Source organism: Providencia sp. PROV197 (genome assembly GCF_028479625.1).
Lineage (GTDB): Bacteria > Pseudomonadota > Gammaproteobacteria > Enterobacterales > Enterobacteriaceae > Providencia > Providencia vermicola.
Map to the genome: position 1 here is coordinate 27,389 of NZ_JAMPNZ010000029.1, position 12,486 is coordinate 39,874.

Genomic DNA, 12,486 nt, shown 5'->3' on the forward strand with positions numbered 1-12,486 from the left:
AGTTTAAGGTTAGAATATGTTTTCTAGGTTACTATTGTCCATTAAATGGTTTACTTATTTGTGTATTTTTGTTCCTTTTATAAGTCATTCTTCAGTTGTAATGACAGGGACTAGAATTATATATAATGAAAGTAGTAAGGAAAAAAGCTTACAATTTACAAATAACAGTGATACACATTATGTTGTTGATATATCGATTACAGATAAACCTAAAGCTCAAAGTAACAAGAGTGTAGGCAATCAGTTTATAGCTATTCCACCTATTTTTAAAATCTCACCTCAAGAGGGGCAAGTTATAAAGTTGGTTAAAATGGCTGATAACTTACCTAAAGAGGTTGAGTCTGTTCTTTACTTTAATTTCACTCAAATTCCAGGTGTTTCCAGAGAGCAAGAATCACAAAATCAATTAACATTATTATTTAACTCTCAAGTGAAAATTTTTTACAGGCCAAAATCAATCGAAAATCAATTAAATACCCTAGAAAAACTAACTGTTTCAAAAAATAAAGACCAATTTAGGATAGATAATCAAAGTCCATTTCATATTGTGATAAAAGAGGCTCGTTTAATTTCAGAGAAAAATAAAGTTACTCTTGTTAGGTCAGTTATGCTTTCACCAAAATCCGTTTATACATGGGATAACCCATTAAAAAATGGTATAGGTCATGGTGCGAAAATAGAGTTTGAGATCATCAATGACTATGGTTCGAGTCAGATTTATACAAAAAAAATCAATTGAAGGAAATGGTAATGCGAATGAAATTAAAACTGACTTTAGTAATAATGTTAGTTGGTGCTACATTTATTTCGCAAATATCTGATGCAAATAATAGCGATAAAATTTATTTTTCTCCTCAGCTATTTCAAGGTAAAAATATCAGCGATGAACTGATTAAAAAGTTAAATAATGGCGACTCGCTCCTAGCTGGAAGTTATAAGCTAGATATTTATATTAATAATAACTTTATTATTAATAGTTTAGTAACCTTTGAGGATGGAAATGGTTCAGTCCAGCCATGCTTTACATTTGATTTTATTAAAACTCTTGGAGTTAAATCAATTAATTTACCGTCAAGTAATGCCCAAAATTGTTATTTTTTGAATGAATTAGTTAAATCCGCTTATACCAATGTTAACGTGAGTACTTTACGCCTTGATATAACGATACCTCAAGCGGATTTAATAAGTATTCCTAAGGGTTACATTCCCTTAAAAGATTTGAATTCGGGAGACTCAATAGCATTTATTAACTACTTAGCAAACTATTATCATGTCGATAATAATCATACAAAAAGTCAAGATAGTACTTATGTTTTTTTTAATGGTGGCGTTAATCTAGGAACCTGGCAATATCGACAACAATCAACAGGTAATTACTCAAACAATAATGGCACAAGCTGGAATAACATACGAAGTTATATACAAAAGCCCATTCCAAAGCTACATGGCTTAACGAAAATTGGTCAGTTACTGACATCAGGACAAGTTTTCTCTGGGGTTAATTATACTGGCTTCAGTTTTGATACAGATGAAAGAACATATCCCCTGTCACAAAGGGGATATGCACCAACAATTTCAGGTATTGTAGACACAACAGCGACAGTAACCGTAAAACAAAATGGATATAAAATTTATCAAATCACCGTTCCCTCAGGGCAGTTTGTTATTGATGATCTGAATCCAACGAGTTATAACGGAGATTTAGATGTTGAAATTAAAGAAGCTAATGGAACAGTAAAACATTTTACTGTTCCATTTTCTGCTGTATCTCAATCACTACGCTCAGGTCAATCAAAGTATAATATAGCGGTTGGTAAAACACGAGATACAGCAAGTAAATCATTCTTTTCTGACATAGTTTATCAAAAAGGGATAAGTAATAGTATTACATTAAACTTAGGCTCCCGAATTGCTAATAATTATATTGCTATTGCGTCAGGGGGGGTATTAACTAACTCATTAGGAGCTTTTGGTGTTCAGACTACCTATACGAATACTCGAATAAATGATTATGATTCTAATAGGCTAACAGGGCTAAGAACTTCTTTATCCTACAGCAAAACAATAGCATCAACAGATACAACAATATCATTAGCCAGTTATCATTATTCTACATCTGGCTATAGAGAACTTGTTGACGTACTTTCTCTGCGAGATAAAAATCAAAAGGAATCTGAGCAAAATTCGAATACCTATCTACAAAAAAATCGCTTTGATATTACTTTAAGCCAAAAAATTCATGATTCGGGTAACCTATTTATTACTGCTTCTCGACAAGATTATCGAAATGGACGGCCGACTAATAATCAGCTTCAATTTGGTTATAGCACAGTTCTTAATAACAATGTAAGTTTAAATATTGCTATTGCAAAGCAAAAAGTGAGTAGTTCACATAATACTCAAGGAACAAATGAAACCGTGACATCATTGTCATTATCAATGCCAATTGGTTCATCAAATAACAACAGTAACACTTCATTAGGTATGAACTATAGCCATAGTAAAGATATGGGAAGTCAAACTCAAGCTTCATTAACAGGGCAATTAAGTAAATATAATTATACAGTTGGGCTTAATAACCTTAATAAGAGCGATATGCGCTCGATTAATGGAAGTTTACAAAAAAACTTTTCAAAGGCTAATATTGGCATAAATGCATCGAAAGGTAATCAATACTGGCAAGCCGGTGCAAATATACAAGGTTCTGTCGCTTTGCATTCTGAAGGAATTACTCTAGGTCCTTATTTAAGTGATACGTTTGCATTGGTAGAAGCTAAAGGCGCAGAAGGCGCACAAATATTAAATGCTCAAGATACAACTATTGACAGTAATGGGTTTGCGTTAGTTCCGACGCTTACTCCTTATCAATACAACAGTATACTGATTGATCCTAAGAATACAAATAACACCGTCGAACTCTTAGAAAATGAAAAAAAAGTTGCTCCTTACGCAGGGGCTGCGGTTAAAGTTTCTTTTTCAACAAAATTTGGTTATCCTTTATTAATTAAAGTAAATACACCGAATCATACCCTTATCCCATTGGGAACTGAAGTGAAGAATAGTGAAAATATTTCGATTGGTATGGTCGGTCAAAATAATCAAATATATCTTCGAGCTAAAAAATTAAAAGACAAAATCTATCTATCTTGGGGGGGCGACAAATCCTCAGAACATTGTGATGTTAGTTATGATGCATCACCTTTTTATCATGCATCAAGTTCATTGACTCACATCATTGTAGATTGCCGCTAAAGTGGGATTAGTATGTTAAAAATCAAATTAATGGTATCTCTTTTACTTAGTATTTTATATCTATTAGCAATCCCTGCTCATGCCCGGTGCTTTATGACTGGAGCTGCACAAACTGAAGATGAGCGAGCTGCGTTGTTACCCTTTGGTCGAGTAAATATGACAGATACTTACTTTCAGCCGGTGGGGTCAATATTATCCAGTATCGTTGTTCCCCCCACCTCTTATAATTATGGTGGAGCAACAGCATCAACGGTTCTGTGGGAGTGTGAAAAAGAGGATCTTCCTAATATTTATTTTCTCGTAGCAACCAATGGTGATGATCGTGTCGGTGGTTTTTTTCAAATTGGCGAAAATGATGGGTTACAAGAAGTTTACGCTACTAAGTTTGCTTACGTTGGATTAAGGCAAACAATGTCGGGAATTGTCGTAACGCGTTATTGGCAGAAAATTCCCATTCAAACTTATACAGAAACATCAAATGGAAAGATACAAATAAAGCTTTCTGATATTCCTCCTCTACAAGCCGAATTAATTCGTGTGAGTTCGTTAACGCCAGCTACAGGCGCTAGAAGTAATTATTGTGGTTCAGGATTATACGAGGCCAATTCATCTGGCATAGTCTATGCTTGTAATCAGCCGAATGCTTATATTCAGCTAGTTGGACCCGGTTTAGGGCACGACAATGTGGGGGAAGATAGTTCTGTTTATTTTCGATTTTGGGGGGCTGATAATGGATTCGGCTACCGTATGCAACACACTGTGTTAAGCAATAACGCCACTTGCGTTGCAAGAAATGCGACTCCTTATGTTCTTTTTCCAACAGTTACTACTCAGGCACTTAATGATGGGGGAACGCGAGAAGCCTCATTTTCTGTTCAGATTGAGTGTAGTGATTCTGCAAAATCTGGTATATCAGGGGGGCAAACAGCAATCGGTATACAAGTTTCCCCAGGCTCCTATAGAGCAGCAGAAAAGTTAGGTTTAATTAATGCTACTGGTGGTGTAAGCATGCTTCTCTCTGATAATTATGAAACCGATCCTAATTTAGCAAGAGGGGTTGGTATTCATTTATATAATGCGACCACACAAGCTAAGTTGTTTTTTTTGGGACAACCTGATTATTCGTCTTCTACTCCTTGGGCTAGTGGGATAAATAGTGGTTGGTATCCAGTCTTAGATGGTGCTCAATCTATGGGAGTTTCAGTAGCAGGTTATAGTTATTATCAACAACAATATACAGCTGCTATAAGTAAAATACCAGGAGAAACCGTTACCCCAGGTAAGATTTATGCAACCGCTCATGTGATAGTAAAAGTTCAATGAAATATATTTTTTTAAGTTTTTTCCTGTTTATGATATCAAATTCATATGCTGGGGTATTAGCAAATAAAAGTCGTATAATTTTCGAATCAAATAATGATGTACAAACATTACTTATTGCAAACACAAATAAATACCCTATTGTAGTACAAACATGGGTGGATCATGGTAATGGAAGCCCATTGAGTGTTGTTCCGGTTTTCGTCACACCGTCTACATTTAGATTAGAGCCGAAACAAGTACAAGCATTGAAGATATTTAATTTCAACGAACAGAAAAGTCCTTTAGAACAGGTCTATTGGCTTAATCTTTATGAAATTCCCCCAAAAGATATCAGAAGGGACGGAAATAATACTCACAGAGTGGATTTAACGATGAATACGCAACATAAAATATTTATTAGATCCGAACAATTAGGCTCATTTCCGTCTAGTATTGAGAAGTATCTAATATTTAAAGTTATAGTAAAGAATGAGCAAGCTTTATTGCAAATTACCAATAAATCAAATTTTCATATTTCTTTTACTCAATTATGTCTTTCAACTAAAAAGAATAAAAACTGCATTATCCCTATCAAACAAGAAATGGATATGATGTTAAAACCTAATATTACAAAAAAATATTTACTAGAAAATATGCCGAAACCATCTAATGATATAGTTATTTATCGATTTGTGAATGATAGTGGTGAAATAGTGGAAAAAATCAGTCATTTGCAATGAAAAATATTACGTTTAATTTATCTATAGCCATGTAATATAGTGAATGTATTTTACATGGCTTATTAGTAAATTAAATTTGAGTGATAAATTGTTATTTGATAATAATATATACCCCTCCATTAAACGATAAATATTATCCATATAATAGCTACAAACAAAACGAGTTTTAAGTTAGTGATTTTGTGTTTTTCAAAATTAAACCTAGAAATATAACTGTGTTATCAGTATAATATTTAGAGTGACAGTTCGTTTTTTACCTGGAATAAAAATGAAGTACTATATTAATACATTGATTGATGAATATGCACAATATCAAGTTCACCGACAGGATTGCAGCTATTTGCCCAAAGAGTTAAATAGACTATTTTTGGGGGATTTTAAAGATAGCATTTCTGCGGTTGAAGCTGCAAAAGCGTTTAGTTATTCTAAAGCAAACGGTTGTTATTGGTGTTGTAAAGACGCTTATTCATTAAAATAAAATCATTTAAGTAGATATCTTATCTAAGATAGTTAGATATCCTAAAATTATATAAATTTTATTATTTTCTATATTCTGCTGTTTTCTGAATTGAGACTATTCTATTTAGAGTTTTTTAACTGTTTCCGATTTATTTTCAGTAGAAAAGGGGAACTTCCATGAGCCAGGTTTCAGCGGCAATCTTGTTACCGAAACCATGCTAGACAATGTTTCTCGAGTTTATAAAATTTACTAACAGATAAGCCTGATTTTTTAATTATTGGATATGATTAGTCGTCTTGCCACCATGTTTGGATTTCTACTTATAATAAGTAGTATTACTGTTATCATTTTTCTGATAGTAGTCATTGATTTACATCGTTGAATCAGTGAGTTTTAAAAAATTAATGATTTGGGCTTCGGTAGAGCATTTTGGGGATAAGGGGGTACTGAACTAGAGGAAGTTAATAAAGCTAGCATCAGGGGAGCATCTTCGAATCAGGAGCTCTGGAAATAAATGGAATTGCTAGAGAATTAATTAAGAATACCCCCCTCTTTCATAAGTGGCATTTTACAAAAAAGGGAAAATATGAATAATAAGTCAACCTCTTTAGCAAATAATGATAATGAGCAAGAGTATGTTTTCCCTGCTAAAGATATGAGGTCACAACAAATTTTAATGGGAGTTATATTCATTGCTGTTGGTGTGTTTACACTGGATATGGGGTCTAGAGGTATACCTATTGGTTTTGGTGTTATTTGTTTTATATAACGTAGCTGAACTCGACAGACTTGTGAACAGCTATGGCCCGTAGCTTCAGCAGTTCCTCGAATACTGGAACATTTGGTTTTTTCGGTAGTCAATCACTTTATCATGACGCTCTTTACCCGCTTGCTTTCCTTTGTATTTACCTAAAGACTGAGCGCGTTCGATACCTTGTTTTTGCCATTCATGGCGACTGATCTGGACATGGCTGCCATCAAATCAATTAACAGGGTATTAATAGCAGAAAGTACTGCTTGTTTGATGGATCATTTTGTGGGGCTTGTTACAAATAACGAATTAGCGAGTTTTTTTACTCAAAACTAATAGGCTATTTGCAACAAGGTCCGCTTCAGAGTATCGACCGCTCTTTTCATATAAACTGAGGTGGCTTAGTTTATTTCGCTTCCTGACTATATATCAGCTCTCCCGATATACTTCTCTTTAATTAATGATGCCTGAATAGCTATGTCGAGTATTGGTGATGGCGGCAGAAAATTGGCTTTTCCTAACTGCTCCATGGCACTAACCAAAGGGTTATCGATACCTAAAGCATAATCAGCCAGTAATGCCCCTGCGATAGTTTGCTTTGAAATTCCCGCACCATTGCAACCACCTGATGCATAAATTCCCTTGGTTAGTTGCCCCCAAACAGGTGCACCATTACGCGTGACACTAATTGTGCCTGACCACGTATTGGATATTGAAACATCAGATAATTGCGGATAAATTTTGCTGAATAATCGCTGATGTTGTTGAGCCACTTGATAAGTTTGTGCTGCAGTAATGCGCCCTTTTAGGGCGGGTATAACATGTTGACGGATTAATAAACGGTTATCCTGTGTATAGCGAAGAGTTGCTCCCGCAATGGCATTTATTGGCGTTAATCCCCAGCTGCTCATTTTTGGTAATCGTTGTTGTTGTTCAAGAGTAAGGGGGGCTGTAATACTGGCAAAAGTTGCCATCGCGGCTTGATTGCTTCTTTTAGGCGCGAGCTCGGAAGAAAGTGCATTGGTCGCTAACATGACATTGGCCGTACGAATTTTGCCATACGGCGTAAAAACGTGATTCATTTTTCCTGTCTGTATTTTCATGACAGGGGTATTATTATAGATGGTCACATTTTCAGGCAATGAGTTAGTGAGTCCGATAATAAGATTCGCGGGATTAACTAAAATTGAATTGGGTGTATAGATACCCCGATGATAAAACGATGTCCCGAGTTTGTGATAAAGCATTTCTTTATCTAAAAGTTGGTAGGGTTCATTCATGGTGTTGAGGTTTCGCACATATTCTTGCAGTACAGCCTCATTTTTTTTATCTACTTGACAGTGGTATTTGCCGACGCTTTCCCATTCACACTCTATTTTATGTTTCGAAATGAGATTTGTTAGCTGGGTTATTCCTTCTTCTAAAAGAGAACGATAAAGCTCGGATTTTTTTAACTCTGCTGTTGAACTACCAATATTATGAGGCAACCCAATAATAAACCCTGAATTTCTTGCGGAAGAGCTTTCCGCGGCTGTCGAAGAGTCAATAAGGATAATGTTTAGTCGTGGGTCATGATGGGCTAATTTTCTCGCAAAAGAAACGCCAGCATACCCTGAGCCAACGATAACCCAGTCTGCATCAATATCTTTATTTAGAGTGGGGTATGGGTTTAAGTCTAAATTTTCTTTCAACCAGCCATTTTTATTTTGATTAAAAGGGACTGAAGCATATTTCATGAAGGTGGGTCCTAGTTATTTTTTATTGTAAATGACGATATTTATAGGGTACTAACCGATATTGTATGATGACTAACTTAATTTTGTAACGTGTTTAATCGCTCGGCTGATAGTGCCTCGGCTGCAATTTAATACTTTTTGGATTTGACTCCATGAATGGCCACTACTAAGCAATCGGTTAATAGCATCATATCGATTTTGATTTACCTGACGGCCTTTATATTTACCGTCTTTTTTTGCTTTTTCTATCCCCTGCTTTTGCCGTTCACGATGTTGCTCGTAATCACGTCGTGCAACAGCGGCGAGCATATCAAGTAACATATCATTAATGACTGCAAACATTCGACTGTCAAAATCATTCATATTTGTGGATAACCAAGTCGTTGGAACATTGATAGCCATGATTCGAATGTCTTTTTGATGGAGCATTTTTTTTAACGAATTCCAATCCGAAGTCGTTAGCTTGGAAAGCCGATCAACATCTTCGATTAATAAAATATCTTGAATTTGACAATCGTTAAGAAGCCGAAACAATTCTGGCCGTTCTAATCGCGAACCGGATTCATTTTCAATATAGTAATTGCAAATAGTCAGTCCTCGTTCTTTAGCGAATGCTTCCATTGAATTTTGAGCACGAGTTGCATCTTGTTCAGATGTCGATGCTCGAAGATAAGCTCTAACAAAGCGATTTAGTACTGTTGAGGTCATTATAGAGAACCAGTTCTATTTAAATAGTGACTAACAAGTTAAACAGTACCAGAATTGCATAGTATTGGAAAGGTATACCTAAATTGTACCAATGAATTCTACCTATATGCTACACACGAGTGTATTGACAATAGATACACACAGGGTTATTGTGTATCTATTGTGTATGTGTGTATAGGAGTTAAGATCATGCGTAATGCTGCAATTAATCTTCGGGCTTTACCTGAACAACGAGACTTAATCGATGAGGCTGCTAGTCTTCTTGGTAAGAATCGGTCTGACTTTATGCTTGAAGTCGCTTGTGAAAGAGCACAAGCAATATTACTAGATCAAGTTTTTTTCCAATTAGATAATGAAAAGTTTCAGCAATTTAATTTATTGCTTGATGCTCCAGTTAATAGTAACCCGGGTCTAGATCGTTTAATGGCAATAGAAACACCATGGAAGGAAATATAGTGAACTTGCAACTATCAGCTCCTAAACCATTATCGTCATCTCATAGGCTTGATGATTTTTTTTGTGGTGAATCATCTTTAGATGATTGGTTAAAGCGTCGGGCTCTATCTAACCATTTGAATGGAGCTAGTCGAACCTTTGTTATCGCTGATTCATATCAACACATTTGGGGTTATTATGCATTAGCGACCGGAGCAATCTCTCATAATGAAGCCACAGGTCGTGTTCGTCGAAATATGCCTGAGCCAATTCCAGTTATTGTACTTGGAAGATTAGCAATTGATTTACGTGCTCAGGGAAGAAAACTTGGTGCTTCTTTATTACAGGATGCTGTTGTTAGAGTTAGAGCTGTTGCTGAAAATACAGGGGTTCGTGCACTACTTGTCCATAGTTTGAATGATAAAGCAAAACAATTTTATGAATACTATGGTTTTACTGCATCCCCTACTAGCCATATGACATTGATGCTTAGACTATAATTTAACCTGCATTTTAAGCTTTATCTTTTATAAGTGGGTTCAACGATATCTTATCATTTAGTCAATGAACATAAGTGAAATGATACGTTACACGATCTACACTCATACCTTTCATATAGTTATACTCAAATGATATAGCAAACAATACAACACAAACATTAGAATTTAACTAATAGCTTCAATTAAATATATCTTTATAACTAGCAGTTAGCTAGCTTATAGCATGCAGCAATTATATAGGTATCCATAAAGGATATATTAAGTTAACTTTTTAATAGCTGGCTATATGATTGCAGCTATCTATCTTTCAGCATGAAGCAATCTTGTAGTTGTCTATAATGAATGTAATAAATAAGCTAGCTTTCTTTTAGATAGTTGCAAGATTGCAGCTATCTATCTATTATGTATTTAAAATACTACGGAGGTTATATGGCGTGGATAGTAGCGTTTATTTCTCAGAAAGGTGGTGTAGGGAAAAGTACTGAAGCAAGGGCATTAGCTCGTGAAGCAACAATGGGAGGGTTGAAAACTAAACTAGCTGATTTAGATACAGAGCAAGCAACTTCAGCTGATTGGCATAGAAGGCGGTTATCTGCTGGATTACCCCCTGCTGCTTCTGTGGAAGTTTTTTCAACCGCAGCTCAAGCTCTTTCAACAACAGAATCATATGATTTATTAATTATTGACGGACCAGCCAGGGCCAGTAAAGGTACATTAGAAATAGCAAAAGTTGCCGATCTGGTTGTTCAACCAACAGGAGCATCACTAGACGATTTAATTCCTGCGGTCAAAGTATTTAATGGATTGGTCAAAGATGGTATCCCTCGTTCAAAGTTGATCTTTTCATTGAGCAGAATTGGAACTGATGCAGAGGAAAGTGATGCAAGAGAATATATCAAGGATGCAGGCTATGAAGTTCTTAATGGCTGTCTTTTGGAAAAACCTGCATATAGGCAGGCTCAAAATGCAGGGCTAACTATTTCAGAAACTAGATATAAAGGACTTAATACACGTGCGGATGAATTGATTCAATCTTTAATTAATAAGATAGGAGAATAACATGGTTGATGTTTCTAAACTAAAACGAGGGAAATCTAGACTGGGAACTCCTCCATCTTCAGAGGAAACTGCTCCAGGTTTATCTGCTCCTGAGATTGCTCCATTACCACAAGGATCTCAGTCAATAACAAATGAGACTACTGTTGCTGATAATCATTATATTAGAAGAGATGGACGATCAGCACGAAAAACGAATCGAACACTTGCTTTTGCAACGCGTGTAACTATTGAGTTTGACAAAGAAATTCGTGAAATAGCTGAACGAGAAGGATTGTTACTTGTTGAGGTGTTAGAGGAATCGCTCAACGCTTACAAAGAAAAGAAAGGTTATTAGACGTTATTGCAGCTAGTTTGCTGCAATAATATAAGCTTAAAATCTTGCTGCAAGATTGTTGATAGCTTGTAGCTAGATAGATGATAGGTTGCATTATGATTGCAGATAGATTTTTGGTTTATTTTATTATAAGATACTCAATGTGAGTTTTAACTTGTAATTATCTTTAGTAAATCCTCAAATTGAGTAATTAAAAATTGCAATTAATACTCAAATTGAGTCATAAGTGGGGATGTATGAAATTATATTGCGACGATGGTTCCACAAATGTGAAGCTGGCATGGTTTGACAAACAGGCACTTCAAACTAAATTATCAACGAATTCATTTAAAAAAGGTTGGAAAATTGAAGGGTTAGGTGGAAAGGGGACGTTTAACTATGAATTAGATGGTCAAAAGTTCACTTATGACGAGGTCAGTGAGCAGGCAATTAGAACGACTCATATTGAGTATCAGTATACAGATGCGAATGTCCTTGCTATCCACCATGCACTTTTAAGTAGTGAGCTTGAACCTCAAGATGTCGATCTGGTTGTCACTTTACCTATCAGTGAGTTCTATACGGCAGATTGCCAAAAGAATGAGTTAAATATTCAGCGAAAGATTGAAAATGTTCTACGCCCTGTAAAACTGAATAAAGGAATAACCTTTACGATTAAAGACGTCGAGGTGATGCCTGAATCTTTACCTGCCGTGTTAACCCAATTAGTTAATGATAATGTGGGTGAGTTTGAAAAGTCACTGGTAATTGATTTGGGGGGAACAACACTGGATGTGGGCGTGATTGTGGGTCAGTTTGATGGGGTGAGTGCCATTCATGGTAATTCTGAAATTGGTGTTTCAATGGTCACTCAAGCTGCGCTGAGTGCATTGAAAATGGCGTCCAGTGATACCAGTGCGCTGGTTGCGGATGAGTTAATAAAGCAACGTCACAACGACCAGTTTGTGCGTCAAATTGTGAATGATGAGTCGAAAATTCCATTAGTATTAGAAACCATTGATTCTGCAATAAAACAATTAGGAGAACGTGTCGTCGATGAACTCAGCCAGTTTAAAAACGTAAATCGCATTTATCTGGTTGGCGGCGGGGCTCCTTTAATTGAACCCGCAATCCGAAAAGCATGGTGTCTTATAAATGATAAAATTACACTGTTAGACTCGCCACAAACGGCATTAGTTGAAGCCATAGCCTATTTTAAAGAGGATTAAC

13 protein-coding genes and 1 pseudogene are annotated in these 12,486 nt (G+C 35.8%); 11 read left to right on the forward strand and 3 right to left on the reverse strand.

The genetic code is table 11. The features are described 5' to 3' along the window. Positions 1 to 16: 16 nt before the first annotated feature. The 6 genes from PR808_RS16295 (at position 17) to PR808_RS16320 (ending at position 6,523) form a co-directional block, all read left to right on the forward strand. On the forward strand, positions 17 to 739 hold the full coding sequence (locus tag PR808_RS16295; protein WP_272539672.1) for a fimbrial biogenesis chaperone: 723 nt from the start codon (positions 17 to 19) through the stop codon (positions 737 to 739). A gap of 17 nt (positions 740 to 756) precedes the next feature. Continuing rightward, the gene (locus PR808_RS16300) at positions 757 to 3,252 is read left to right on the forward strand and encodes a fimbria/pilus outer membrane usher protein (RefSeq protein WP_272539673.1); all 2,496 of its coding nucleotides are present in this window, start codon (positions 757 to 759) and stop codon (positions 3,250 to 3,252) included. Between the two features lie 12 nt (positions 3,253 to 3,264). Further along, complete coding sequence (locus PR808_RS16305) at positions 3,265 to 4,575, forward strand: fimbrial protein (RefSeq protein ID WP_272539674.1); 1,311 nt, start codon at positions 3,265 to 3,267, stop codon at positions 4,573 to 4,575. Beyond that, positions 4,572 to 5,294, forward strand: a complete 723-nt coding sequence (locus tag PR808_RS16310) for a fimbrial biogenesis chaperone (RefSeq protein ID WP_272539675.1) — start codon at positions 4,572 to 4,574, stop codon at positions 5,292 to 5,294. Before PR808_RS16305 ends, PR808_RS16310 begins: the two co-directional genes overlap by 4 nt. Before the next feature lie 268 nt (positions 5,295 to 5,562). Further along, the gene (locus tag PR808_RS16315) at positions 5,563 to 5,772 is read left to right on the forward strand and encodes a hypothetical protein (RefSeq protein ID WP_272539676.1); all 210 of its coding nucleotides are present in this window, start codon (positions 5,563 to 5,565) and stop codon (positions 5,770 to 5,772) included. 568 nt (positions 5,773 to 6,340) lie between these two features. Further along, positions 6,341 to 6,523: a hypothetical protein gene (locus tag PR808_RS16320; RefSeq protein ID WP_272539677.1), complete on the forward strand. Its 183-nt coding sequence runs from the start codon at positions 6,341 to 6,343 to the stop codon at positions 6,521 to 6,523. On the opposite strand, the pseudogene PR808_RS16325 reads toward PR808_RS16320, so the two are convergent. The 3 genes and pseudogenes from PR808_RS16325 to PR808_RS16335 all read right to left on the reverse strand — a co-directional run. Continuing rightward, positions 6,505 to 6,780: pseudogene (locus PR808_RS16325) on the reverse strand (recombinase family protein); the annotation flags it as partial. The gene PR808_RS16320 and the pseudogene PR808_RS16325 overlap by 19 nt on opposite strands. Before the next feature lie 147 nt (positions 6,781 to 6,927). Beyond that, positions 6,928 to 8,241, reverse strand: coding sequence for an NAD(P)/FAD-dependent oxidoreductase (locus tag PR808_RS16330; protein WP_272539678.1), 1,314 nt, complete (start codon positions 8,239 to 8,241; stop codon positions 6,928 to 6,930). Positions 8,242 to 8,313: 72 nt separating this feature from the next. Then, positions 8,314 to 8,949, reverse strand: coding sequence for a recombinase family protein (locus tag PR808_RS16335; protein WP_272539679.1), 636 nt, complete (start codon positions 8,947 to 8,949; stop codon positions 8,314 to 8,316). 189 nt (positions 8,950 to 9,138) lie between these two features. On the opposite strand from PR808_RS16335, the gene PR808_RS16340 reads away from it, so the two are divergent. The 5 genes from PR808_RS16340 (at position 9,139) to parM (ending at position 12,485) form a co-directional block, all read left to right on the forward strand. Continuing rightward, positions 9,139 to 9,405 (forward strand): type II toxin-antitoxin system TacA family antitoxin, encoded by a 267-nt coding sequence (locus PR808_RS16340; RefSeq protein WP_226693811.1) that lies wholly within the window; start codon positions 9,139 to 9,141, stop codon positions 9,403 to 9,405. Then, positions 9,390 to 9,884: a GNAT family N-acetyltransferase gene (locus PR808_RS16345; protein WP_272539680.1), complete on the forward strand. Its 495-nt coding sequence runs from the start codon at positions 9,390 to 9,392 to the stop codon at positions 9,882 to 9,884. The genes PR808_RS16340 and PR808_RS16345 overlap by 16 nt, the downstream gene beginning before the upstream one ends. 429 nt (positions 9,885 to 10,313) lie before the next feature. Then, the gene (locus tag PR808_RS16350) at positions 10,314 to 10,943 is read left to right on the forward strand and encodes a ParA family protein (RefSeq protein WP_036967867.1); all 630 of its coding nucleotides are present in this window, start codon (positions 10,314 to 10,316) and stop codon (positions 10,941 to 10,943) included. A 1-nt stretch (position 10,944) separates the two neighbouring features. Continuing rightward, complete coding sequence (locus PR808_RS16355; protein ID WP_166685671.1) at positions 10,945 to 11,277, forward strand: hypothetical protein; 333 nt, start codon at positions 10,945 to 10,947, stop codon at positions 11,275 to 11,277. A gap of 236 nt (positions 11,278 to 11,513) precedes the next feature. Beyond that, positions 11,514 to 12,485, forward strand: coding sequence for a plasmid segregation protein ParM domain-containing protein (gene parM, locus PR808_RS16360; RefSeq protein WP_272539681.1), 972 nt, complete (start codon positions 11,514 to 11,516; stop codon positions 12,483 to 12,485). Position 12,486: the final 1 nt, after the last annotated feature.